Raw genomic sequence first — 22,965 nt, forward strand, 5'->3', positions numbered from 1 at the left:
ACCTGTTGCATTTCGTTAAGGTGAAAAGGAAATCATAAGCCGTCTATTGTAGGCGTTTTTGCTATGATTTGTCTTGTTTGACCTTAACGAGGCACTAGATTCATGTCAAACCTAAAGCCTTCAGCATGGCTTGAGTGAAGCACATGAGAACAATGAATCGAACACCGCTATTAATGAGACAAAAAAGCCCTAGTTTTAATCACTTTTCGATGGTGATTAACCTTATTTTGAATCGAGTAACGCGGTTTGTGCCCACTTTGGTGGTCGGTGATATCGACCAACAACTGAACTTAATAGTAAAAAAGCTAATAACGAATAACCTAAATCTGCCAAATCCAAAAAGACAAACGCCGCAATTAAGATACCAATATCCGCAACCAAAGTTGTTCTACTAGCATGAATACGAAAGCGCCTCTCTAGATACACGGATAAAATATTTAATCCACCTAGAGAAGCGTTATGACGAAACAAAATGATCAACCCAAAACCAACCAGTAAGCCACCTAATGCGGCAGACAAAATCGGATGAATAGACAAGTGAACATGCGCTTTTATTAACTCCGACAGAACAGAAAGCAAACTAATACTTGCGAAAGTACGCAGTGTGAAATCTCGCCCTAATGCGTACCAAGATAAGATATAAAAAGGCATATTGAGTAAGAAAAATAACTGACCAAAAGACAAGTCCGTTACCCGCAGTAAAATCATTCCCACACCAGCAGTACCGCTAATGAGTAGTCCTGCAGAGTTCAAAATATGTAACCCTAAGGCAACAAGTAGACAGCCTTCTATAATAGAGAGCCAACGATGCGTTGTTTTCATAATATGTCCTTACGAGATGGTATTAACTTTTGGTTAATAACAAAGGGTTGTAAAAGCCGCTTCTTGTGAAAGCAGATAAATCACTGAGTGTTTCAGTAAAAATATAAAGCACATTTCATACCATATTGTATGAAGAAACAATCCATAACATTGGAATATTTCTACTTTAAGTTTTTTAACCCTGAAATAAGAATAGCGCTACTCATCAAAACGCAAACAGGGCTACAATAGCGCCATGAGAATCACACTTAGACAATTACAAATATTTGAAGCCGTTGTTCATACAGGGTCAGTAACAGCCGCAGCAGAAATGGTCTCTATTAGCCAACCTGCTGCAAGTCAGGCCCTAAGAGAACTCGAAGCTTTATTAGGTCGTCCACTCTTTCGTCGGCATGGCAAGCGCTTACAGATTACACCTCAGGCAAGACACCTTCTCCCCCAAGCTCGTGCTGTTCTCAGTCAAATTGAGCAGATTGAAAGCATGGGCAATGAAGATGAACTGAGTGGCTCTCTACATTTGGCAGCCAGTGTCAGTGTGGGGAACTATCTTCTACCAAAGCAAATGTCTTTATTCAAAAAACAACACCCTAACATTCGTTTTAATTTAGACATCGGAAATACTCAAAGCGTTATTCAGCAATTGCTAACAGGCAAAGCCGAAGTGGGTTTCATTGAAGGCTATTGTCAACATGCCGAGTTAATGACCCAAGTTTGGCTAAAAGATGAGTTAGTAGTATTTGGCTCTGCCGAAGAAGAGCGTCCTGAGAACTTGTCGTGGGAAGATTTGAAAGAAGCCAATTGGGTGATGCGGGAAGCGGGTTCAGGAACTCGTAATATATTGGAACAAGCGACCGCCGCACACATTCCACAACTCAATGTCGCGTTATCTCTGGCACATATGGAAGCGGTAAAACAAGCGGTTATTCATCAGATGGGATTAGGATGCTTATCGCGAATGGCCATTTCTCAAGAGTTAAATTCAGGCCTTATACGACTCTATGATACACCGCTAGCACTGAATCGTAATTTGCTAATTGTAACGCCCAAAAATACAGCACTTACTCAAAACGCCCAACGTTTTATAGATCTCTGCTGTGGAGTACCAATACTGACAGGGTTGTCACCCTCTTCTGTCACGTAAGCAGTTACAATGACAAGCTCAAAGAATTATTTGTAAATACCCTAAGTATAAAGATATCTGGCAAGTTATGGTTGAAGTTTACGTCAAGGTCAATACAATCGATTCATACAAACTATAAACTGTGTGAGCTGCATAAAAAGCATGAATATTAATAAAATTGATCTTAATCTTCTTATTTATCTCGATGTATTACTACGAGAATGCAACGTCACACGTTCTGCGACCCAGCTAAATATTACCCAGCCTGCCATGAGCAATGGCTTAAAAAGATTGAGGGATTTGTTAAGTGACCCTCTACTCGTTCGTACCAGCGAAGGTATGAAACCAACAGAAAAAGCACTTCGTCTACAACCCATTGTCCGTAAAGTCTTATTAGAACTAGAAGAAGCCCTTCAACCTGAAGCTGACTTTAACGAAAGTATCAGTACTCGCGTATTTCGAATAATGGCAAGTGATTACGCCGCCTCTACAGTGATTCCGAGACTACTAAATCGTTTACGTGAATACGCACCAGGCATAACACTGGACATCATGACACCAAGCGATGTGACTTTTCATGATGTAGAAGCTGGCAAGATTGATATGGCAATCAACCGATTTGAGGAACTGCCACAGTCTTTCCACCAAAAGAGCGTCTGGTTTGATACTTTTGTCTGCATGATGAGTTCAAAAAACCCCATCAAAAATCACTTTAATATTGATGCTTATTTGGAAGCGCAGCATATTTGGGTCAGTAAAACAGGGTTTGGCGTTGGTGTTGGCATGGACCCAAACGACGTGCAAAAACTAGGCTGGGTCGATGAGGCGCTTCAAGCCCTTGATCACAAACGCAGTATTCGTGTGTTCACTAGAAGCTATCACACTGCTATGCATCTGGCTCTTGAGCAAGACCTTATTGCCACTCTTCCCAAAAAAGTTGCCATGGTGAATAGAAAAAACCCAGACCTAGTGATTCTTGATCCGCCATTTGATATTCCAGAGATCGAACTAAAAATGATTTGGAGCCCTCTTCTACACCATGATGCCAGTCACATTTGGTTTCGAAGACAAGTTATTGATGTAGCAAATGAATTAAAAGCACAAGCCAAATAATCAACAGTGATAAGAAGATAAAAACCATGCTCAATATTGCTCATGTTCATCACATCGCTATCATCTGTTCTAATTATGCTGTTTCTAAACATTTCTATAATGAAATCCTTGGCTTTCCAATTATCAAAGAAACCTACCGGGAAACTCGGCAGTCTTATAAATTGGATCTTGCTATTAACAAGCAACAGCAGATTGAGCTTTTCTCATTTCCATCAGCCCCACCCAGACCATCTCATCCTGAAGCTCAAGGGTTGAGACATCTCGCATTTGCCGTAGAAGATTTAGAAGACTGTATTAAGCATTTAAACGAAGAAGGTGTTACAACAGAAAACATTCGATTGGATGAGTTAACAGGAAAGCGATTTACTTTTTTTGCAGATCCTGATGGTCTACCTCTAGAACTTTATGAACAATAAAACCTCACCCATACCGACTCCACAAATAAAAACGCCCGCTATTTTTTAATAGCGGGCGTTGTTCAGCTATAAAACCTAGGTCTTATAGAGATTTAGAATTTTCAGCTAGGTAAGATGCAACACCTTCTGGAGAAGTGTTCATACCTTTATCGCCTTTGTTCCAACCAGCTGGGCACACTTGACCATTTTCTTCGAAGAATTGTAGCGCATCAACAATACGAACCAATTCATCCATGTTACGACCAATTGGCTCATCGTTTACCACTTGTGAACGAACAATACCTTTTTGGTCAATAACAAAAGAGGCACGCATTGCAACACCAGCTGGGTAGTAAGAATCACCACCTTCGGACTCAATGCCGTAAGCTTTCGCAATTTCATGGTCCATATCAGCTGCTAGAGTGTATTCTACTGCACCGATACCACCTTGATCCACTGGCGTATTGCGCCATGCGTTGTGAGTGAAGTGAGAGTCAATAGATACACCGATAACTTCTACACCCATTTCACGGAATTTTTCCATGCGGTGAGACATCGCAATAATTTCTGATGGACATACGAATGTGAAATCTAATGGATAGAAGAACACGATTGCGTATTTACCTTTGATTGTTTCAGCAAGATTGAATGAATCAACAATTTGACCATCAGCTAGAACAGCTGGAACTGTAAAATCTGGCGCTTTTTTACCAACTAAAATAGACATTCTTAACGTCTCCTTTTATTGCTTAATGTTTAACTCAAAAGCGTCGCTTTCAATACGCAAGCGACACCAAAATTTATTCTTCAGAAGAACCAGCCGCTTCTTTAACCAGTGTTTGTAATTCACCGTTAGCAGCCATCTCCACTATGATATCGCATCCTCCAACTAATTCACCTTTTACCCAAAGCTGTGGAAAAGTCGGCCAGTTTGCAAATTTTGGTAATTCTGCACGAATATCTGGATTCTCCAAAATATTCACAAAAGCAAAACGCTCACCACAAGACATCAGCGCTTGAACGGCTTGGGATGAAAAGCCACACTGTGGAGCACGAGGGTTGCCTTTCATGTACAACAAAATGTCGTTACTACTAATCTGCTCTTTAATTGTTTCGATTGTATTACTCATGCAAAAAACCTCGCTCTGCAACTGCTTCTCAATAACGGTAAAAACATAATAAATGTCCCTACCTAAAGTTGAGACTATAAATTTCATTAAACTTGCATCAGTTTATGGGGTTTGATGGTATTTTTACAACCCCAGAAACCGGCTTTCATTTGTACTTTCTGTCGTTAATTGGGCTTTACTCGCCTAGCTGACTGTATTAAATTGATCGATTCCCTTTTTCAAAGACAATCAAGGAGTCCTGTGTGTCGCCAAGACATTTTCTTACTCTGAAGGATTTATCTTCCGACGAGTTAAAACAATTACTACTACGAGCTTCAGAGCTAAAGAAAATACATCATGAAGGCACCTTATTTCAGCCGCTGAAGAATCGAGTCTTAGCGATGATTTTTGAAAAGTCATCCACTCGAACTCGAGTTTCTTTCGAGGCTGGAATGGCTCAATTTGGCGGTCACGCAATGTTTCTGTCATCTCGAGACACTCAATTAGGACGTGGCGAGCCGGTAGAAGACAGTGCTCGCGTCATTTCTAGCATGGTCGATGCGGTAATGATCAGAACCTTTGACCACAAAACAGTTGAAACCTTTGCTAAGTACTCTTCTGTGCCAGTTATTAATGCACTGACCGACGACTTCCATCCATGCCAGCTACTTGCAGATATGCAAACTTATCAGGAGCATCGTGGCTCTATTGAAGGCAAAAAAGTCGTTTGGGTTGGCGATGGTAACAACATGTGTAATTCTTACATTAACGCGGCCGAATTGCTGAATTTTCATCTGGTTGTCGCCTGCCCAGTTGGTTATGAACCACCTGCTGATTTAGTTGCAGAACATGCTGACCGAGTAACCGTACTTCATGATGCTCATCAAGCTGCGGAAGGAGCAGACCTCATCGTCACAGATGTATTTGCCTCAATGGGCCAAGAAGATGAGCAAGAACAACGCCTGAAAGACTTTGAAGGCTTCCAAGTGAATAGCGAACTGATGGCTAAAGCCAATTCGGACGCTTTATTCATGCACTGTCTTCCAGCCCACCGAGGCGAGGAAGTCACTGCTGATGTTATTGATCGTCCAGACAGTGTCGTCTGGGATGAAGCTGAAAACCGTTTACATGCACAAAAAGCACTACTTGAATTTTTGCTTTGCGGCTAGGACAATATCCAAGCTCGTATGAATAATTTTTTATCTACGAGCTTTTTTTGCATCCATGTATTGAATAAAACTCAACAACAGTGAATTACCATGAGCATAATTGAAGTTAGGCATTTAAAAACACTGACCGCACTAAGAGAAACAGGCAGTTTAGTTGAAGCCGCCGAACGAGTTCACTTAACGCAATCTGCCCTGTCACACCAGCTCAAAGATCTAGAAGAAAAGCTAGGCTGCCCTCTTTTCATTAGGAAAACCAAACCAGTCCGATTCACTAGTGCCGGGTTACGCTTATTACAATTAGCTGATGATGTGCTCTTATCCTTTCGCTCAGCACAACGAGATATCCAGCGCTTCGCTGAAGGTGAGAGTGGCCGATTACACATAGCGATTGAATGCCATAGTTGTTATGAATGGCTTATGCCCACCATTGACCACTTTCGTGAGCATTGGCCGGATGTTGAACTTGATCTCTCTACTGCTTTTGGTTTCATGCCCTTACCAGCATTAGCTCGTGGCGATTTAGACCTTGTTGTTACCTCTGACCCACAGGATATTCCCAATATTGAATACATTCCTTTATTTCAATATGAGTCACAAGTTGCTTTGTCTAGACATCACGCTCTAGCCAAAAAAGAATTTCTAACTCCCGAAGATTTCGAAAAGGAAACACTCATCACCTATCCTGTAGAGCCAGAAAGACTTGATATTTTCAAACACTTTTTAACACCTGCAGATGTATCGCCGGCTAAAATTCGCCATAGCGAATTAACACTCATGATGATGCAACTTGTGGCCAGTGGGCGAGGGGTATGCTGTTTACCAAATTGGGCACTAACTGAGTACACCAACCGACAGTATGTCATTACCAAATCTCTAGGTGAAGAAGGTGTTTGGTGTAAGTTATATTTAGCTATCAGAAAAGATCAGCGAGAGAACGCCTATATGGAAGATTTAATTTCTACGGCCTCAAAAACTTGCTTTAAAAACTTAAAAGGAATTTTAGCGCCAGAGCTTTAAAAGTATCACTAAAAAGCCACTTTCAAATGATGTAACAAGCTTAGTCGATAAAAGCTAATCGTTATAAGTACAGCATCAGGACAAAGAGTTCTGATGCTGATTACGCGACCAAATCAAACTAAACTTAGCACCACCGGTCTCACTCGCATCAATCAAAACAGCTCCACCATGCCAGAAAGCTATTTTTTGAACGATGGCTAAACCAAGCCCGTAACCACCTGAAGCCCGGGTACGGCTATTATCTAGGCGTTGAAAAGGTATGAAAACCTTATCCCTATCTTCAAAAGCAATACCTGGACCATCATCTTCAATATCCAATTGCCATCGATCTGCATCATGAGAGAAATTGATTGTTATCATACTGGCGGCATATTTTGCTGCGTTTAATATCAGGTTTTGTAAAGCTCGACTTAAATGATGCTCATCAGCCATTACAATATCTGATTCATCAATATTAACCTCGACACTCAAATGCTGAAGCAACAAATGATTATGCTGTAAAATCCCCTCAACCAGCTGCGAAATTGAAATTTCTTTGAAGTTAAGTGCTAACGACCCACCTTCCAGTTTGCCGTACGTTAATACCTCATCAACGAGCGTATTCAGCTCTTCAATATCACCTTCCAATGCTTCTATGGTCTTAGCTGCACTATCATCCACTTCATCCTTCATAACCTCCAAACCAAAACGCAAACGAGCAATTGGAGTCCTAAGCTCATGAGAAATAGCGTTTATCATTTCGCGCTGGACTTTCAGCAACCTCTGAATATGAGAAGACATGGAATCAAATGAATACGCTAGTTCTTTTAATGTACCACTGCTATCAGGAATGCCTTTAGGTAAACCACTCCTACCACGAGCAATCTGGCGAGTGATGCTTTCAAACGTCTTACGCTTAAAATCAAGTGAAATAAGCTCCCTCCAGATAAGCATCAACATGATGGTGATACCAATCCCAACAACCGCTACTGAAATAAGTCCTAAAGAGAATGCCTCATTATCATTTAATGATAAATAAACAGTCTTTCGCGTTCCTGCATCTCGCCAAATAAAACCATATTCCGTTTCACTACCATTCGCTCGGGAAATGCTTGTTAATGGCGCAGTAACTGTTGCGGAAATAGGCTCAAGAGAACAACACGACATGCTTTTAATTAAGCGAATTTTGTCTTCGTAAGTTATCTGATTACTTAGCAAAAAAAGCCTGATCAAAGCATCAACTTTAAAGATACCACTCCCCGATTCGATTTTACCCGTTAAAACGGGTGCATCATGCGCACCAAAGGTTATTTGATAACTATCATCAGGAAATTTCAGCCATTGCTTTTCTTCTATAAGAGAAGCGATGGTTGATGGAGTAAAATGGTCTGAGGACTGAGTAGTCCAGGTGAATTGAGATTCAGGAATGGTTTGACGAACCCCAGAAAGCAGTAAAGCAGAGCTTACTTCAGCATCTAAATCGAGTAATTGCTCTACTTTTGATATGCCAAATCGAATTTGAGTAAACTCTAAGACGGCGTAACAACACACTACAATGACAACACCACCAAAGATAAGGTGTCGATAAAGCCGCCACATTTCCGCTCGCATTTTCGATTACACTTCTTTTACAAACAAATAGCCTTTGCTACGAATGGTTTTGATACGACGTGGATGAATGGGGTCATCACCTATTTTAGAGCGTATACGTGAAATTCGAACATCAACGGAGCGATCTTGGCCATCGTATTCAATACCACGCAATTCACCAAAAATCTCTTCTCTACTCAATATGCGTCCGGCATTGCTAGAAAGAAGCCACAACAAATCAAATTCCGCACTGGTAAGTTCAATTTCTTCGCCTTCTAACCAAGCTTCACGACGAGAATTGTCAATTTTCAAAGGCCCAAATGTCAAATTAGGCTCTTCTTTAGAAAGATCCAAAGTCAAGTCGACATCTTGTGTACTGCGACGTAATAGGGATTGCACGCGTGCGAGCAAAACTCTCGGCTTCGCTGGCTTAGAAACATAATCATCGGCACCAATTTCTAAGCCCAAAATCTGATCTACATCGTCACTTCGAGCCGTTAACATCAAGATAGGGCCTTTGTAATCATTACGAACACTTCTACATACTGTAAAGCCATCCGCACCAGGCAGCATAAGATCTAAAATAACAAGAGAAGGTTGCTCCGAAACTATACGAGAGATAGCCTTACGACCATCAGGTTCAATCCCCACTTCAAAGCCATTTTTCTGCAAATACTCTTGAGTGAGCAGGGCTAATCGCTCATCGTCCTCAACAATCAAAATAGTTTGGTTGTCATCTACGCTCATGGGCAATCCTCGTCCAGTTGTTGTCATTTCAGATTTAGTGGATAAATATCAATTTCTTTAAAATCAATCTACTAGAAGATCTTGAATTTGTCTAACTCTCTTACGATTTACACCGAAATCGGAATAACCAACTCGTGAAGCAGAACGAACATGCACAACACTATCGGCCTCTGGTAAATAAAATTCAACATCATCAATAAAACCAAACAGTTTGCTTTTCACTTCAAAATGAACGTAGCCTAAATAGCTACTCACAATACGAGCATTCCCTTTATTCAACATAAAAGATTCGATTTTAAGCTGCGTATTTTTTCGTTTGCCCTTATAGACTATAGGCTCAGCAAAGTGTTCAACATCATCCTCAAGCGCTTGAGTTGAAACACAGTTCGGTGAAGTAGGACAGGACTTTAGCGTGCCATCAGCTACACCAAGCCCTTCTGGCAGCTTATTATTTAAAAAGACATAAATAAAAAAACCTGCGAGTAATACAACGATTAATGCCACTATCCAGCGAACCATGCCTCTACAACTCCCAACCAATTTTTATCTTAACGAAATGACCTTTTACCTGGTTTTTTAGGCTTAAACTCAGGTTTATCATTGCTCTGCCAATCAAATCCCTTGGCAGGTGTACGACGGGCGCCACCAGCAGTCGCTTTGTTTTTATGACGCTTCAGCTCTAATTTCTCTTGCTGAGTTTTTGGTTTTAGCTCCGATAATTTTAGATCAACCATCGCACATAAGGAGTTTACATCTGTCTCTTCCATTTCAACCCAACGGCCAACTTTTGCTTTAGACGGTAAGAAAACAGGACCAAAACGAACACGCTTCAAACGATTCACTTTGACACCTTGAGATTCCCACAAGCGACGAACCTCACGGTTACGACCTTCCATCAAACAAACATAAAACCAACGGTTAATACCTTCGCCACCACCATCAACAATGTCGGTAAACTTAGCAACGCCATCATCCAAAATCACGCCTTTTTTAAGCGCGGCTAAGTTTTCATCCGTGACTTCCCCCATCACTCGAACAAGATACTCTCGGTCAATCTCAGTCGAAGGGTGCATCAAGCGATTTGCCAATTCACCATCTGTAGTAAATAGCAACAATCCAGACGTATTAATGTCCAAACGACCTACGGCAATCCATCGCTCACCACGCAACTTTGGTAATTTATCAAACACAGTTGGTCGACCTTCTGGGTCTTTACGAGTACAGACTTCGCCTTCTGGTTTGTTGTAAATAATAACGCGACGGTTTTCACCCGCTTCTGTCGCAACAATGGTATAACCATCTATGGTAATGGTGTCTTTAGTGCTTACTCGATCGCCTAACGTTGCAACCTCACCATTAACCAACACTCGACCTTCACGGATGCGGTTTTCCATTTCACGGCGTGAACCTTGACCCGCTCTCGCTAATACTTTTTGTAACTTCTCGTCCATTACGAACCTCTTTGAGGGAATGCTTCTCAGCAACCCAGTTTAATAATATAAATTTCAACCATTAGTCAGTATTATAAGACACACTTTATAAGCCTTGACAGCTGAATATCAAAATTTTACTTAAAAGGTGCTGGATCACCGGCACCAACACGAACTACCTCGACATTATCGGCATCCATTTTGACAACCGTCGTTGGCTCTAGTCCACAAAAACCACCATCAATCACTAAATCTAGCGCATGCTCCAAAGTATCACGAATATCATATGGATCTGTCATAGGGTCAGTTTCTCCCGGCAAAATAAGAGACACACTCATAATAGGTTCGCCAAGCTCTTCTAATAACGCCGAAACAATTTGGTTATTTGGAATTCGAATACCAATGGTTTTTCTCTTTGGGTGCATCAAGCGTCTCGGCACTTCTGAAGTCGCATTAAAAATAAAGGTATAAGGGCCTGGTGTATTATTTTTTAATAAGCGATAAAGATGATTATCAAAACGTGCATAAGTAGAAATTTCAGACAGGTCTCGACACACCAAAGTAAAATTATGTTTATCATCTAAGCGACGAATTGCACGAATTCTATCTTGTGCGTTTTTATCACCTAGATGACAGCCAAGTGAATACCCACAATCTGTCGGATAAGCAATAACACCACCATTGCGCATGACTTCAGCGGCCTGCTTTATTAATCGCACCTGTGGATTTTCTGGGTGTATCTGAAAAAATTGACTCAACCTGATCTCCAATAAAATATTAAAATAAAAACTTAGAGTGAAGCTTCGTCTTTTATTTCCAACTCTGCCAAACTAAATCCACTTCACTTTCATGTATTTGCGTAAATTTACCAACCTGCATCCATGGTCCAAACGGCCCATGATAATCGCTGCCCACCGATGCTTTTAGATCAAACTCTCTGGACAACCTTTCCAGTAAGCGAACGCTATCTGGACGTTCATTACCTGAAACAATTTCCATACCTGTTCCGCCCCATTTCTTAAAGTCACCCAATAACCGCTTCAATTTTGTTACTGTTAAGGGGTAACGTTTAGGGTGAGCTAGGATCAATTCAGCCCCCTGATCAGAAAGAGACGACAAAACATCTTCAAGCTCTGGCCAGACATCGCGTAATTGGCCTAATTTCTTATTCCCCAAATAGCGATCAAACGCTTTATTGGTGTCCTTAACATAACCTTTTTCCACTAGCAGGGTCGCAAAATGTGGTCGACCTAGCTGACTATCACCCGCTAATTCAACGGCTTCATCAAACAAATCCGGCAAACCTTGTTTTACTAGCAAATTAGCAATACGTCGTGCTCGATCCAACCGTATAGCCTGATTGCCTCTCACAAGGGATAAAATAGCCTTATTATCCGGCTCAAAATTTAACGCCACCATATGTAAAGGAATACCATTCCATTGGGTCGACAATTCAACACCATAAATAAAACTTAAATTATGCTCTGCGGCCCTGGCTCTTGCTTCGCTAATACCATCCAGAGAGTCATGATCAGTTAATGCAAACAAAGACACTTTCTGCTCTACGGCAAGATCAACCAATTCAGTCGGAGATAGACGTCCATCTGAACAGGTAGAATGCGTGTGTAAATCAACCTTACGGTAACTTGCGGCTTCAGGCATAGATTGGCTGTTCTTTAAAAGGAATGATGGTTATCATTAGACTAGCATACATACTCTTTAGTATACATCCACTGGATTTTTATATGAAAATACTGTTCGACTTCCTGCCTATTATTATCTTCTTTGTTATTTATAAAATGACGGGGAGTATTATCATTGCGACTGCGGTTTTAATCCCAGCAACTATCATTCAGGTTGGCTTTACTTGGTTTAAAAACAAAACGATAGAAAAAATGCACTTGGTATCGCTAGCCTTAGTGATTTTACTTGGTGGCGCAACCGTTCTTTTAGGAGATGGCGACTTCATTAAATGGAAACCCACTATTGTAAACGGTTTATTTGCTATTGCCTTTTTAGGAAGCCAGTTTATTGGGGACAAAAACATTATCCAACGCATGATGGGCGATAAGCTAGAACTACCGTTCAAAGTCTGGCGCACCTTGAACCTTGCCTGGGTTGGATTTTTTATTATTTCTGGTGCAGCCAACCTATATGTGGCTTTTACTTACAGCGAAGAAATATGGGTAGATTTTAAACTATTTGGCCTGCTTGGAATGACCATAGTTTTTATTTTACTTCAAGGCATCTACTTGTCATCACACATACAAAATAAGGAATAACAATGCTTTACTCTATTATTGGTGAAGATGTAGCAAACAGTCTTAATGCTCGTCAGCAAACTCGTCCTGCTCATTTAGCTCGCTTAGAAACTTTGCAAAACGAAGGTCGTTTGGTCTTAGCTGGTCCCAATCCCGCCATTGACTCTGATAATCCAGGCGATGCAGGCTTCAGTGGCAGCGTTGTCGTTGCTGAGTTTGCTAGCCTTGAAGAAGCGAAAGCTTGGGCGGACGCAGATCCTTATGTGGCCGCAGGTGTTTATAAAAATGTAACGGTTAAGCCCTTTAAGCAAGTCTTCCCGAATTAATATCATCCAATAAATACGTAAGCCGCTTCATAAGCCAAGTACTTACTAAGCGGCTTTTTTGTTACTACTTTTTGATATCTGAATGACCAAGATCTCGCTCAGGGTCAATCACATCTCGCATTCGTTGCTTCAAAACTTTTGCTTCTGGAAAACCATCTTCTTTTTTTCGACACCAGATCTCTTCACCATTCACACGAACTTTAAAAATACCACCTTGCGTTGGCAACAAAGTGACACTTTTTATATCCTCATCAAATGTGGTTAACAGCTCTTGTGATAACCAAGCCGCACGCAACATCCAGCGACATAAGGTACAATATTCAATTTCTACGGCTGCAGTTCGCATTTGCTTTCTCTCCGGTACTTTAAGAAGACGTCTTGGAACGTCACGACACAACGAATATTATTGCTCAAACACTTAATTAGGAAGTAGTTCTATGCGTAAATATCTTATCTCTAGTCTGGCTCTTTTCGCTTTTTGTTCACAAGTAAACGCAACTGAAGTCGATATTTTAACCAACAAAGGTTCGATTTTAGTTGACTTAAATGACAAAGCTGCTCCAAAAACCGTTGCCAATTTTTTACGCTATGCCGACGAAGGCTTTTACAATGGCACTATTTTCCACCGTGTTATTCGTGGTTTTATGATTCAGGGTGGAGGCTTCACCAAAGACCTAGAACGTAAAAATACACACCAAGCAGTGGCTTACGAAGGCGATAATGGACTGGCAAATAATCGCGGCACTTTATCCATGGCACGTACTCAAGACCCAAACAGTGCAACATCACAATTCTTTATAAACCAAGTAGATAATACATTTCTAAATCATGGCGCTCGTGGTGGCGCTGGCTACACCGTATTTGGTAAAGTCGTTTCAGGAATGGACATTGTTGATACCATTTCTGCCGTACCAACATCCACTGTTGGCCCTTATAAAAATGTTCCACAGACACCCGTTATTATTGAGAGCATCACGCGTGTTAACTAGTTACCAATTAAAATCTCCAGAGCTAAGTTGGGGCGACGACGGCGCCCCTCATTCCAACCAATTTGATGATGTCTACTTTGATAAAGAATCTGGATTGGAAGAAACTCGACACGTTTTTTTGAAAAACAATCAGTTAACTGAGCGTTGGCAAGCATTACAAACAAATGCCTTTGTTATTGCTGAAACAGGATTTGGCACAGGACTAAACTTTTTATGTGCTTGGCAGGCATTTTTGGACGATGCTGCTAGTGATAAGCAACTACATTTTGTCTCGGTTGAAAAATACCCCATGACAAAAGAGATGCTAACAAACGCATTAAAAATGTGGCCTTCCATGCAGCATTTTAGCCAGCAATTAATTGATGCTTATCCCGAAGTTTGCCATGGCTTTCATCGTATTGAATTGGAACAAGGACGCGTTCAGCTCACCTTATGGTTTGGCGAAGCAGAAGAGGGTTTTGCAGCTCTCGACGCAGATGTGGATGCTTGGTTTCTTGATGGTTTCGCACCCAGTAAAAACCCGGAAATGTGGTCCGACAATCTGTTTAAACACATCCATCGACTTAGCCATCAAGGCACAACATTCTCCACCTTTACTGCCGCAGGAATTGTACGCAGAGGTTTAAAAAATGTTGGCTTTGATGTTCGCAAAGTAAAAGGCTTTGGCCAAAAAAGAGAGATGTCTGTCGGTGAACTCAACACAGTAACCGCACCACTTACCGAGCGAATGTCACAAGGCCAGTCATGGTTTAATCTTCGACAAGACACGCCCACTGAAATAAGCAAAGTACTCGTCGTTGGAGCCGGTATAGCGGGTGCCAATACCGCTTACGCTCTCGCCAGACAAGGCATAAAAGTAGAAGTCTGGGAACAAGGTAACTGTATTGCAGGCGGCGCTTCGGGCAACCCACAAGGCATGTTGTATCCAAAACTCGCGTCCCAAGACACGCCCGTAAACCGCTTTTATTTATCCGCGTATTTACATGCTAATCGCCTATACTCCAGTTTAGATAAGAATAAAGCGTTTTGGGACGCATGTGGGCTAATACAAATCCCCAAGCATGATAAAGAAGCCGAACGTTTCAAAAAACTACTAACTGAAAAGCTTTACCCTGAAACCATTCTACAAGCCTCAAAACACAGAGAAGGCAGCCTACATTTACCCCTTTCTGGCTGGGTGGTGCTCACAAAACTTTGTGAGACATTATTGGCCCATGAAAATATTCAAGTTCGCTTAAACACCAGACTAGACCAACTTACTGAGACAGAGAATGCAACACAAGGATGGGCTGCACAGTCGGGCGATCGTGTGAGCCACTTTTCACATGTTGTGTTATGTACAGCGAATGATACAAAATCGCTGGGTGTTGCACCCAACACGCCAGACTACCCCATTCGAGGCCAAGTGTCTTATACTGACTTAGAGAAAGCCAAACAAGCTTGTCTAGCCGCTGGAGAGTCTGCTGATAAAACGGATTTCGACAAGGTACTATGTGAGTTTGGTTATGTATCCCCTTCCATCAATGGATTGCTGCATTTTGGCTCTACCTATGATCTAAAAGACCAAGATGATCAAGTAAGAGACGAAGGCCATCAGCGAAACCTAGCGATTCTAGAAAGTCTGTTATTACTGCCTAAGCAGACATTTGATAGTGCGGATTGCGGTGGACGAGTATCTTTTCGATGTGCAGTACCTGATTACACGCCTATTGTGGGACCAATCCAATCAGAACAAGTCTATCAACACACCTATTCGACTCTAATGAAGAATGCTAAATGGAAGAACAATGAAATCGCAGAGCCGATAAAACAGCTTTATCTCAATATTGGGCATGGTTCGCGGGGACTGATTTCAACACCATTGAGTGGCAGTTATATTGCTAGCTTAATAATGGGTACGCCATCGCCTTTGGAGCATACGATTAGCCATAAGCTACACCCGAGCCGTTTCATCATTCGTGATCTAAAACGTAGCCAAATATCATAAAGCAAGACACTGACACTCACGACATTAAGTCATTAAAAAAACTCAATGCAGTGAGTGTTACGCCAATCATCTCTTAAGACTCAAACAAGGCACAAGCACTTGGAATAAGCTCAGCAAATCGACTAGAAGTTTGAGGTCGAAAAACATAATGATTCAGTTCTGGAAGCAAAGCTCTTAATTTATCACTCAATTGCAACAGGCTTGGATTAATTGGCTCATAAGGATATACATGATCCTGCAGACTTAGCTTATGCAATTCATCAAGCTCATCTTGTAATATGCCTTTCATCGCAAAAAAGCGATCTTTCTGATTTATATCATTAGTTTCCCAATAGGCATCGGAAAAGACACTATTTAATTCATAAAAGATATGCAGTGCATCAGCAACATTTTTTTTAGACATATTATCTCCATCTTTTTGAGCAATCTTCACATTGCCCCTTGTAATGTTTAACCCTAACCTTATAACCTATATTCTAAACGTGAATTGATATAGGTGAATACCCCTTGAGTACAAGAATGCAACAAGCTGTGACCTCTGACAATTTGTGGCCATCTATACAAGATGAAGCCAAAAAGCTTGCCCAAGACGAGCCGATTTTAGCGAGTTACTTCAATACCACTATATTACGTCACGAATCATTGTGCTCTGCTCTCAGTTTTTTACTCGCCAGCAAGCTAGACAGCATATCAATTCCCGCTATGGTTTTGCGAGAAGTCTTTGAAGAAGCCATGGCCGATAAACACTCTGGCATTGTCCGCTGCATCGAGCAAGATATTTTAGCGATAAAAGAACGGGATGCTGCTTGTGATACACATACCACTCCGCTGCTTTTTTTCAAAGGTTTCCACGCATTGCAAACCTACCGTGTGGCAAACTGGCTTTGGAAAAATAATCGCAAGAGTTTAGCCATGTATTTACAGGGACAAATGTCTATGGTTTTCAGTGTCGACATTCACCCAGCAGCGACCATAGGCTGTGGCATCATGCTGGATCACGCAACAGGTCTTGTTGTCGGTGAAACCTGCGTGATTGAAGACAACGTCTCGATTTTGCAATCCGTCACGCTAGGTGGTACCGGTAAAGAACACGGCGATCGTCATCCAAAAATTCGCTCAGGCGTATTGATTGGTGCTGGTGCAAAAATACTAGGAAATATTGAAATTGGTGAAGGTGCAAAAATAGGTGCCGGTAGCGTGGTATTAGAACCAGTTGAACACCATACCACTGTTGCTGGCGTTCCGGCAAAAGTGGTTGGTCGCAATATGGGAGAAGATCCATCTAGAGCGATGGATCATAATATCAATCATTGTGTTCGAGATTGCGACGAAGCCTAATCAAAATCAAGGTAACTAGGATCTTAAAAAAGATCGTAGTTACCTAAGTCACTTTTCGGAATCATTTTGATGGTTTCGCTCTCTGTATCAAACAAAAGCACAGCCTCCCCACTTTGCAACGCTCTTAATGCTTGTTCACGCTTTTGCGCTGAAGACAAATCGTAATCTCCATAATCTGTACCATCACGGGACACAATGTCATCTAAAATAGCTTCCAGTGTTTCGGCCGCTAATGAGTCATAGGGTATTAATGTATCCAATTAAATCGCTCCATGTTCAGTGAGCAAAGCGATAACACCCGCTTCATCAATAATAGGCACATTTAAAGACTGCGCCTTGGTAAGTTTAGAACCTGCTTTTTCTCCAGCCACCAAACAATCCGTTTTTGCAGAAACGGAACCGCTGACCTTAGCACCTAATGCTTGCAACTTGTCTTTAACCTGATCTCGACTAAATTGACTTAGTGAGCCAGTCACAACATACGTTTTACCGGACAAAGGCAATTCATCTGCAGAGACCTGCTGCTTTTTCTGCCAAACGACACCAGCCGCCAGCAAGCCTTTGATGGTCTCTCGGTTCAATTCTTGTTCAAAGAACAGACGCACATGTTGAGCAACAATAGGCCCAACATCTTCCACCTCCACCAAGGCGTCTTGATCGGCCGCCATTAAATCGTCAAGCTCAGTAAAATAGTTCGTTAAAGCTCGGGCCGTTGCTTCACCTACTTCACGAATACCCAACGCATAAATAAAACGGTTGATTTGTGTTTGCTTAGCTGACTCTATTGACTCCAAGAGCTTATCAACTGACTTTTGCCCCATTCGCTCCATAGACAATAAGATGTCTTTTTTCTCGCTCAAGGTGAAAATGTCAACGGGCGTTTTAACCAACTGTTGATCCACCAGCTGCTCAATCAATTTATCACCCAAACCATCTATGTCCATTGCTTTACGGGAAACAAAATGCTTTAGGGATTCTTTTAGCTGCGCACCGCAAACCAAGCCACCAGTACAACGAATGACAGCTTCACCTTCAACCTGCTCTAAGTCTGAGCCACAAACTGGACAAATTTCTGGAAAAACAACCTCTGTCGCGTTCTCAGGACGTTTATCAGTGACTACTTGCACTACCTTAGGAATCACGTCTCCCGCGCGATGAACAATCACAAAATCATTCACCTTCACACCCAATCGAGCAATCTCGTCTTTGTTGTGCAAAGTGGCATTCGATACCGTCACACCACCAACAAACACGGGCTCCAATCGCGCAACAGGAGTAATCGCACCGGTACGACCGACCTGAAAATCCACCCCTAAAATACGAGTCATCTCTTCCTGAGCGGGAAATTTTCTCGCAATGGCCCAACGCGGGGCACGGGCAATAAACCCTAATTGGTTTTGCAGCGCAATTTGATCCACCTTATAAACAATACCATCAATGTCATAAGACAAACTGGCGCGTTTTTCATTAAGCATTTCGTAGTAATCAATACAGCCTTGAGCGCCTTCGGTTTTTTTCATCAAATCGTTAGTACGAAATCCCCACTCACTCAACTGCAACAAACCGTCGTAATGGCTTTCTGGCTGTTCCCAACCTTCTGCATAGCCAATGGAATAAGCACACATAACAAGAGGTCGCTTGGCAGTGATTTTAGGATCAAGCTGACGCAAACTCCCTGCCGCCGCATTACGAGGATTGACAAAGGTTTTCTCGCCTTTTTCAACGGCTTGGGCATTGAGCTTTTCAAAACCGTCTTTTGGCATGTAGATTTCACCACGAACTTCCAACACCGCTGGCGGTGTTTTAGTACGCAGTTTCAAAGGGACGGAATAAATTGTTTTAATGTTCGAAGTAATGTCTTCACCAGACAAACCATCACCGCGGGTCACACCTCGCACCAAGCGGCCTTCTTCATAACGCAGACTAATGGCTAGGCCATCCAGTTTCGGTTCGCAACAGTAAGTCACAGGATCAGCATTTATTAACTTACGAATACGTTGATCAAAGTCTGCCAAAGACTCATTATCAAAAGCATTATCCAAAGACAGCATGGGAACAGTATGGGCCACATTGGCAAAACCACTGTCTGGTTTTTCACCAACCCGCTGAGTAGGCGAATCAGGTTGAATCCAATCAGGATGCTCTGCTTCTATAGATTGAAGCTGACGATAATCTCGATCGTACACAGCATCAGGAACGATTGGCTCGTCTTTGACATGATAGGCATAGCTGTAATCGTTAAGCTGCTGAATCAGATCCAGCATTTGCTGATGCGTCATGTTTGTCTCTTGGCTCATAGATAAATAAACTCGAATTGGGTCTTATGGCAGGTCTAAAGCAACCAAGGCCCCTTAGGGCCTTGATACATATTACTGTTTATTGCGCATTAATCGGCGACGCTCAAAATCACGTATTCGCTGACGACAGTGAGCAATCGTTTGATCACTCATCGGCGAGCGTCGTTCATCACGCAACTCTCCACCTAAATTACGTACTAAAGTCTGTGCGGTTTCAAGCATAAAATCAAAGGCTTTCATGCTATTTTTAGGGCCAGGAAGCCCCATAAAAAAGCTCACACCAGGACATTCACTTTCGCCCATGGTTTCCAGATCAAATGTCCCAGGTTCAATAGCATTTGCCATACTGAATTGCACTCGACCACGATCAAAACCATCTTCATGACGATGGAAGATATCCATTTCGCCATAGCGCATACCGCAATTCAATATAAGTTGCAGCAATTCCATACCGGAGAAATTTTTATCTTCAGGAGCAAAAATATTGATCACAATAACTTCTTCAATTTCAGCAATACTATTGTCATCAATGTTGTCTTCTTCAATCTCTTCAACTATTCCGTTGGGAGATAATTGATCAATATCGACCTCAGAATAACTACGTTCGTAGTCATTATCGATCTCATGGTCTTCTCGACTATGAGACGTCTCCATAGAAAAATCCAAATCCAGCTCATCTTGTTCGTAAAAGCCATCATCTGAATAATTTTGCTCCGATATAGCCGAATCTCCAAAATCACGCTCAGGAACCAAAGAAGCCAATTCATCAAGATGAAGATCTGTTCCACGATCCAGCTCTGGCCCAGAATCTACTTTATGAGGTACTTCCGCTAAAGGCGACTTAGCCGTTTTACGAGCATTTTCAAAAGCACTCACAATAGGATCTTGTGACAATTCATTTCTTTGCTTTAAAGCAGCATTGTCATATCGATCGGGAGCATTATGACGCACCAGAGCATCATCCGACTCATCTAAATCAGTAAAGTCACTATCTGCTTGGGCAAAGTCCTGCCCTTTTTTATACCGACGAAATCCATCTATGAGGATAACGACAATAATGACGACCCCAATCAAGATTAGCCACTCACGCAAGCTAAATTCCATTACTTATTCCGAATTGCATTAATTAATGTTGCCCGTATTATCAAACGAAGCGGCCTAGGATTCAATTACAAGGCCACATTGATTACGAAAATCTCTTTATGATTTGTAAGTAAATCACGCTTTGTACCGATAATTCGACCTTTTGTCAGGTCATTGTCATTCACATTGGCCAGTTTAACGATTAAATCTACTTTATTCACATCCGCTAAGGTTAACGTTGGCATTAAAGCATCAAGGTTAGTTAACAAAATAGGTTGCCCCAAATCTTCAGGAAATACTCGCTGTATGGCAATCGGCATTTTTTGTCCCTTTACTACAGCATAGACTAATAAGACATCATCTTGCTGAAAGGCATGCTTGCTATTATCCCATTCGACTTTAACCGCGATCTGATCCGTAATAATCGGTGGCACTTGTTGATAATCAATACGACCTAACTGCCTTGCTCTGCCGATCGCAGAAAGCAACGCTAAGCGTTCAGGCGATCTTACGCTGTATCGAATCGCTTCTTGCCATGCTAATAACGCGCCTAAATAATTCTGCTGGGCAAACTCGGCCACGCCTTTTAAATCCAGGGCGGTGGCTTGGGTCGGTGCTACTTTGAGAATCGCTTCGACCACTTTTAGCATTTTATCTGAGCTTTTCCCGCCATTGGCATAAAAAATGGCTTGAGCATATTCAACTAACAAATTCACACGGTTTTCTGCATTACGTGGGAGTTTTTCTAAGGCTTTTTCAAAAGCATCAACCGCTTCTTGATACTTTTCGGCATTCACAAAATCCGTTGCTAAATAATACCAATCCTCCACCCTGCCATAACGTTCACTGCGATAATGTAAAAAGTCACTGACTTTCTGAGGCGTTAATGACTGTGTTTGCAAATCTTGTGTAAAAGCCACTTCTTTTGCAAAACCAATCTGTTGATAAAGACTGAAACTGCCTAAAACAGCCACTACCGTGACGCCAAGTAGAACCCAGCGAGCGAAGACAACATCATTATTAAATGCCTTACGCTTGCGTTTATCGATAGAAGACGTTTCAACATCCACATCAAGCAGCAACTGTCTAGACTCACTAGAGGTCAATCGCCCAGCCTCTTCTTCCTGCGCGATCTCGGTTTGACGCACTAATGCAAAAGACTCGGTATTTTGATCGCCCTCTCGTAAAGAAGACTCACCAAACCGCTGAACCATAAAGCCAAATAGAAACACAATACTCAAAATGATCAGGGTAACCATCACTAAATAGGCGACCATCATACGCTTTGACCTCGTCGTTTACGGTTCGTCCTTACCACGGCAATAAAAGTCAACAAACCTATTCCAAGCAAAATAAATGGCCCGTACCAAAGTAAAAATGTGGCGGTTGAATGTTGCGGACGATACAAGACAAACGAGCCATATCGCGCCACCATATAATCAACAATCTCTTGATCCGTTTTACCTTGTTCTATCATCTGATGGACAAGCTCACGAAGATCTACCGCGATCCCTGAGCCAGAATCGGCTAAGCTTTGGTTCTGGCATTTCGGACAACGCAACTCTTCGACCAAACTTTGATAACGTGTTTTGTTTAACTCGGAACTGAATTGCATTTGTTCTTGCGCAAAAACAGACAAAGAAAAAAGCACCACCACAGATAAGAAAATACCTTTCATTGCCATCATTTCATGTAGCCTTTTATCTCAGGCCAGTTTTCGGCATTTATCACACCTTGGTGTCGATAGACCACCACGCCAGAGCCATTAACAACAAAGGTTTCTGGTGCGCCAGTGACGCCCATATCCACACCAAAATTACCTATCTCATCCATCAAAATAATGTGATAAGGATTCCCCTTCTGCTCTAACCATTGCTCCGCGGGTGTTTTCTCATCTTTATAATCAATACCGACAATAGGCACGCCAGCATTAGATAATTCCATTAAAAAAGGATGTTCAACATGGCAAGCTGGACACCAAGTTCCCCAGAAATTAATCAAGTAAGGCGTATTGGGTAAATCCTTACTGGTGTAAACCTGATTGTCTTGCAATGACACCAAGGTAAAATCGGGTACTTGCTTGCCAACCAAGGCGGAAGGCATATATTCAGCATCTTTGCCGAGCTGTAAATAAAACACCACACCAAGCACCAGAAACACCGACAACGGCAAAAAAAACAGCAACTTGCGCAT

Annotated in this window: 27 protein-coding genes; 10 read left to right on the forward strand and 17 right to left on the reverse strand. The window is 41.9% G+C overall.

Features of this window, described 5'->3' with window-relative positions; all coding sequences use genetic code 11:
• Positions 1-222 precede the first annotated feature (222 nt).
• Positions 223-822 carry a DUF6198 family protein gene (locus C0J08_RS15895; RefSeq protein WP_212652902.1) on the reverse strand — a complete coding sequence of 200 codons (600 nt, stop codon included), beginning with the start codon at positions 820-822 and terminating at the stop codon, positions 223-225.
• 235 nt (positions 823-1,057) lie between these two features.
• Here C0J08_RS15895 and C0J08_RS15900 point away from each other — a divergent pair, with 235 nt between their 5' ends.
• The 3 genes from C0J08_RS15900 (at position 1,058) to gloA2 (ending at position 3,471) form a co-directional block, all read left to right on the forward strand.
• Entirely contained in the window at positions 1,058-1,963 is a 906-nt protein-coding gene (locus tag C0J08_RS15900; protein ID WP_212652903.1) for a LysR substrate-binding domain-containing protein, read from the forward strand.
• Positions 1,964-2,104: 141 nt separating this feature from the next.
• Positions 2,105-3,055 carry a LysR family transcriptional regulator gene (locus C0J08_RS15905; protein WP_212652904.1) on the forward strand — a complete coding sequence of 317 codons (951 nt, stop codon included), beginning with the start codon at positions 2,105-2,107 and terminating at the stop codon, positions 3,053-3,055.
• Positions 3,056-3,081: 26 nt separating this feature from the next.
• Positions 3,082-3,471, forward strand: a complete 390-nt coding sequence (gene gloA2 / locus C0J08_RS15910) for an SMU1112c/YaeR family gloxylase I-like metalloprotein (RefSeq protein ID WP_212652905.1) — start codon at positions 3,082-3,084, stop codon at positions 3,469-3,471.
• An 82-nt stretch (positions 3,472-3,553) separates the two neighbouring features.
• On the opposite strand, the gene C0J08_RS15915 is transcribed toward gloA2, so the two are convergent.
• On the reverse strand, positions 3,554-4,177 hold the full coding sequence (locus C0J08_RS15915; protein WP_212652906.1) for a peroxiredoxin: 624 nt from the start codon (positions 4,175-4,177) through the stop codon (positions 3,554-3,556).
• A 73-nt stretch (positions 4,178-4,250) separates the two neighbouring features.
• The gene (gene grxD / locus C0J08_RS15920; protein WP_212652907.1) at positions 4,251-4,580 is read right to left on the reverse strand and encodes a Grx4 family monothiol glutaredoxin; all 330 of its coding nucleotides are present in this window, start codon (positions 4,578-4,580) and stop codon (positions 4,251-4,253) included.
• A gap of 242 nt (positions 4,581-4,822) precedes the next feature.
• On the opposite strand from grxD, the gene argF reads away from it, so the two are divergent.
• Positions 4,823-5,728 carry an ornithine carbamoyltransferase gene (gene argF / locus C0J08_RS15925; RefSeq protein WP_212652908.1) on the forward strand — a complete coding sequence of 302 codons (906 nt, stop codon included), beginning with the start codon at positions 4,823-4,825 and terminating at the stop codon, positions 5,726-5,728.
• A gap of 90 nt (positions 5,729-5,818) precedes the next feature.
• Positions 5,819-6,745 (forward strand): LysR family transcriptional regulator, encoded by a 927-nt coding sequence (locus C0J08_RS15930; RefSeq protein WP_283247094.1) that lies wholly within the window; start codon positions 5,819-5,821, stop codon positions 6,743-6,745.
• A gap of 75 nt (positions 6,746-6,820) precedes the next feature.
• Here the strand turns inward: C0J08_RS15930 and C0J08_RS15935 are convergent, their stop codons facing one another.
• The 6 genes from C0J08_RS15935 to C0J08_RS15960 form a co-directional block, all read right to left on the reverse strand.
• Positions 6,821-8,335 (reverse strand): ATP-binding protein, encoded by a 1,515-nt coding sequence (locus C0J08_RS15935; protein WP_212652909.1) that lies wholly within the window; start codon positions 8,333-8,335, stop codon positions 6,821-6,823.
• A 6-nt stretch (positions 8,336-8,341) separates the two neighbouring features.
• The gene (locus C0J08_RS15940; RefSeq protein ID WP_212652910.1) at positions 8,342-9,061 is read right to left on the reverse strand and encodes a response regulator; all 720 of its coding nucleotides are present in this window, start codon (positions 9,059-9,061) and stop codon (positions 8,342-8,344) included.
• 63 nt (positions 9,062-9,124) lie between these two features.
• On the reverse strand, positions 9,125-9,580 hold the full coding sequence (locus C0J08_RS15945) for a DUF1499 domain-containing protein (RefSeq protein WP_212652911.1): 456 nt from the start codon (positions 9,578-9,580) through the stop codon (positions 9,125-9,127).
• 29 nt (positions 9,581-9,609) lie between these two features.
• Entirely contained in the window at positions 9,610-10,512 is a 903-nt protein-coding gene (rluB, locus tag C0J08_RS15950) for a 23S rRNA pseudouridine(2605) synthase RluB (protein WP_212652912.1), read from the reverse strand.
• Positions 10,513-10,628: 116 nt separating this feature from the next.
• Positions 10,629-11,249: an L-threonylcarbamoyladenylate synthase gene (locus C0J08_RS15955; protein WP_212652913.1), complete on the reverse strand. Its 621-nt coding sequence runs from the start codon at positions 11,247-11,249 to the stop codon at positions 10,629-10,631.
• Between the two features lie 52 nt (positions 11,250-11,301).
• A complete protein-coding gene (locus C0J08_RS15960) occupies positions 11,302-12,153 on the reverse strand; it encodes a PHP domain-containing protein (protein ID WP_212652914.1) in 852 nt (283 codons plus the stop codon).
• An 83-nt stretch (positions 12,154-12,236) separates the two neighbouring features.
• On the opposite strand from C0J08_RS15960, the gene C0J08_RS15965 reads away from it, so the two are divergent.
• Both C0J08_RS15965 and C0J08_RS15970 read left to right on the forward strand, forming a co-directional pair.
• A complete protein-coding gene (locus tag C0J08_RS15965; protein ID WP_212652915.1) occupies positions 12,237-12,773 on the forward strand; it encodes a septation protein A in 537 nt (178 codons plus the stop codon).
• A 2-nt stretch (positions 12,774-12,775) separates the two neighbouring features.
• A complete protein-coding gene (locus C0J08_RS15970) occupies positions 12,776-13,078 on the forward strand; it encodes a YciI family protein (protein WP_212652916.1) in 303 nt (100 codons plus the stop codon).
• Positions 13,079-13,142: 64 nt separating this feature from the next.
• Here C0J08_RS15970 and C0J08_RS15975 read toward each other — a convergent pair whose 3' ends face one another.
• Positions 13,143-13,424: an Rdx family protein gene (locus C0J08_RS15975; protein ID WP_212652917.1), complete on the reverse strand. Its 282-nt coding sequence runs from the start codon at positions 13,422-13,424 to the stop codon at positions 13,143-13,145.
• A gap of 91 nt (positions 13,425-13,515) precedes the next feature.
• Here C0J08_RS15975 and C0J08_RS15980 point away from each other — a divergent pair, with 91 nt between their 5' ends.
• Together C0J08_RS15980 and mnmC are read left to right on the forward strand one after the other, a co-directional pair.
• Entirely contained in the window at positions 13,516-14,067 is a 552-nt protein-coding gene (locus tag C0J08_RS15980) for a peptidylprolyl isomerase (RefSeq protein ID WP_212652918.1), read from the forward strand.
• Positions 14,057-16,054, forward strand: coding sequence for a bifunctional tRNA (5-methylaminomethyl-2-thiouridine)(34)-methyltransferase MnmC2/FAD-dependent 5-carboxymethylaminomethyl-2-thiouridine(34) oxidoreductase MnmC1 (mnmC, locus tag C0J08_RS15985; RefSeq protein ID WP_212652919.1), 1,998 nt, complete (start codon positions 14,057-14,059; stop codon positions 16,052-16,054). The genes C0J08_RS15980 and mnmC overlap by 11 nt, the downstream gene beginning before the upstream one ends.
• Before the next feature lie 73 nt (positions 16,055-16,127).
• Here mnmC and C0J08_RS15990 read toward each other — a convergent pair whose 3' ends face one another.
• Positions 16,128-16,487: a hypothetical protein gene (locus C0J08_RS15990; RefSeq protein WP_249344337.1), complete on the reverse strand. Its 360-nt coding sequence runs from the start codon at positions 16,485-16,487 to the stop codon at positions 16,128-16,130.
• Positions 16,488-16,573: 86 nt separating this feature from the next.
• Between C0J08_RS15990 and cysE the strand changes: the two genes are divergently transcribed.
• A complete protein-coding gene (gene cysE / locus C0J08_RS15995) occupies positions 16,574-17,392 on the forward strand; it encodes a serine O-acetyltransferase (RefSeq protein WP_212656335.1) in 819 nt (272 codons plus the stop codon).
• A gap of 23 nt (positions 17,393-17,415) precedes the next feature.
• Here the strand turns inward: cysE and C0J08_RS16000 are convergent, their stop codons facing one another.
• The 6 genes from C0J08_RS16000 to C0J08_RS16025 all read right to left on the reverse strand — a co-directional run bounded on the left by C0J08_RS16000 (position 17,416) and on the right by C0J08_RS16025 (position 22,965).
• Entirely contained in the window at positions 17,416-17,652 is a 237-nt protein-coding gene (locus tag C0J08_RS16000; RefSeq protein ID WP_212652920.1) for a YheU family protein, read from the reverse strand.
• Positions 17,653-19,671 carry an NAD-dependent DNA ligase LigA gene (gene ligA, locus C0J08_RS16005; protein WP_212652921.1) on the reverse strand — a complete coding sequence of 673 codons (2,019 nt, stop codon included), beginning with the start codon at positions 19,669-19,671 and terminating at the stop codon, positions 17,653-17,655.
• A gap of 90 nt (positions 19,672-19,761) precedes the next feature.
• Positions 19,762-20,793 (reverse strand): cell division protein ZipA, encoded by a 1,032-nt coding sequence (gene zipA, locus C0J08_RS16010; RefSeq protein ID WP_212652922.1) that lies wholly within the window; start codon positions 20,791-20,793, stop codon positions 19,762-19,764.
• Between the two features lie 65 nt (positions 20,794-20,858).
• Positions 20,859-22,052 (reverse strand): tetratricopeptide repeat protein, encoded by a 1,194-nt coding sequence (locus tag C0J08_RS16015; RefSeq protein WP_249344338.1) that lies wholly within the window; start codon positions 22,050-22,052, stop codon positions 20,859-20,861.
• Positions 22,049-22,459, reverse strand: a complete 411-nt coding sequence (locus C0J08_RS16020) for a cytochrome c-type biogenesis protein (RefSeq protein ID WP_212652923.1) — start codon at positions 22,457-22,459, stop codon at positions 22,049-22,051. The genes C0J08_RS16015 and C0J08_RS16020 overlap by 4 nt, the downstream gene beginning before the upstream one ends.
• Positions 22,456-22,965, reverse strand: a complete 510-nt coding sequence (locus C0J08_RS16025; protein WP_212652924.1) for a DsbE family thiol:disulfide interchange protein — start codon at positions 22,963-22,965, stop codon at positions 22,456-22,458. Before C0J08_RS16025 ends, C0J08_RS16020 begins: the two co-directional genes overlap by 4 nt.

The sequence above is a fragment of the Marinomonas sp. CT5 genome (assembly GCF_018336975.1).
Taxonomy (GTDB): domain Bacteria; phylum Pseudomonadota; class Gammaproteobacteria; order Pseudomonadales; family Marinomonadaceae; genus Marinomonas.

Coding starts and splice junctions, on each gene's coding strand:
- C0J08_RS15935 (WP_212652909.1), bottom strand. CDS start 8,335: ATGCGAGCGGAAATGTGGCGGCTTTATCGACACCTTATCTTTGGTGGT.
- ligA (WP_212652921.1), bottom strand. CDS start 19,671: ATGACGCATCAGCAAATGCTGGATCTGATTCAGCAGCTTAACGATTAC.
- C0J08_RS15945 (WP_212652911.1), bottom strand. CDS start 9,580: ATGGTTCGCTGGATAGTGGCATTAATCGTTGTATTACTCGCAGGTTTT.
- C0J08_RS15915 (WP_212652906.1), bottom strand. CDS start 4,177: ATGTCTATTTTAGTTGGTAAAAAAGCGCCAGATTTTACAGTTCCAGCT.
- zipA (WP_212652922.1), bottom strand. CDS start 20,793: ATGGAATTTAGCTTGCGTGAGTGGCTAATCTTGATTGGGGTCGTCATT.
- C0J08_RS16020 (WP_212652923.1), bottom strand. CDS start 22,459: ATGATGGCAATGAAAGGTATTTTCTTATCTGTGGTGGTGCTTTTTTCT.
- C0J08_RS15960 (WP_212652914.1), bottom strand. CDS start 12,153: ATGCCTGAAGCCGCAAGTTACCGTAAGGTTGATTTACACACGCATTCT.
- C0J08_RS15895 (WP_212652902.1), bottom strand. CDS start 822: ATGAAAACAACGCATCGTTGGCTCTCTATTATAGAAGGCTGTCTACTT.
- cysE (WP_212656335.1), top strand. CDS start 16,574: ATGCAACAAGCTGTGACCTCTGACAATTTGTGGCCATCTATACAAGAT.
- C0J08_RS16025 (WP_212652924.1), bottom strand. CDS start 22,965: ATGCGCAAGTTGCTGTTTTTTTTGCCGTTGTCGGTGTTTCTGGTGCTT.
- C0J08_RS16015 (WP_249344338.1), bottom strand. CDS start 22,052: ATGATGGTCGCCTATTTAGTGATGGTTACCCTGATCATTTTGAGTATT.
- C0J08_RS15980 (WP_212652918.1), top strand. CDS start 13,516: ATGCGTAAATATCTTATCTCTAGTCTGGCTCTTTTCGCTTTTTGTTCA.
- C0J08_RS15900 (WP_212652903.1), top strand. CDS start 1,058: ATGAGAATCACACTTAGACAATTACAAATATTTGAAGCCGTTGTTCAT.
- C0J08_RS15975 (WP_212652917.1), bottom strand. CDS start 13,424: ATGCGAACTGCAGCCGTAGAAATTGAATATTGTACCTTATGTCGCTGG.
- C0J08_RS15930 (WP_283247094.1), top strand. CDS start 5,819: ATGAGCATAATTGAAGTTAGGCATTTAAAAACACTGACCGCACTAAGA.
- C0J08_RS15940 (WP_212652910.1), bottom strand. CDS start 9,061: ATGAGCGTAGATGACAACCAAACTATTTTGATTGTTGAGGACGATGAG.
- rluB (WP_212652912.1), bottom strand. CDS start 10,512: ATGGACGAGAAGTTACAAAAAGTATTAGCGAGAGCGGGTCAAGGTTCA.
- C0J08_RS15905 (WP_212652904.1), top strand. CDS start 2,105: ATGAATATTAATAAAATTGATCTTAATCTTCTTATTTATCTCGATGTA.
- C0J08_RS15970 (WP_212652916.1), top strand. CDS start 12,776: ATGCTTTACTCTATTATTGGTGAAGATGTAGCAAACAGTCTTAATGCT.
- grxD (WP_212652907.1), bottom strand. CDS start 4,580: ATGAGTAATACAATCGAAACAATTAAAGAGCAGATTAGTAGTAACGAC.
- C0J08_RS15965 (WP_212652915.1), top strand. CDS start 12,237: ATGAAAATACTGTTCGACTTCCTGCCTATTATTATCTTCTTTGTTATT.
- gloA2 (WP_212652905.1), top strand. CDS start 3,082: ATGCTCAATATTGCTCATGTTCATCACATCGCTATCATCTGTTCTAAT.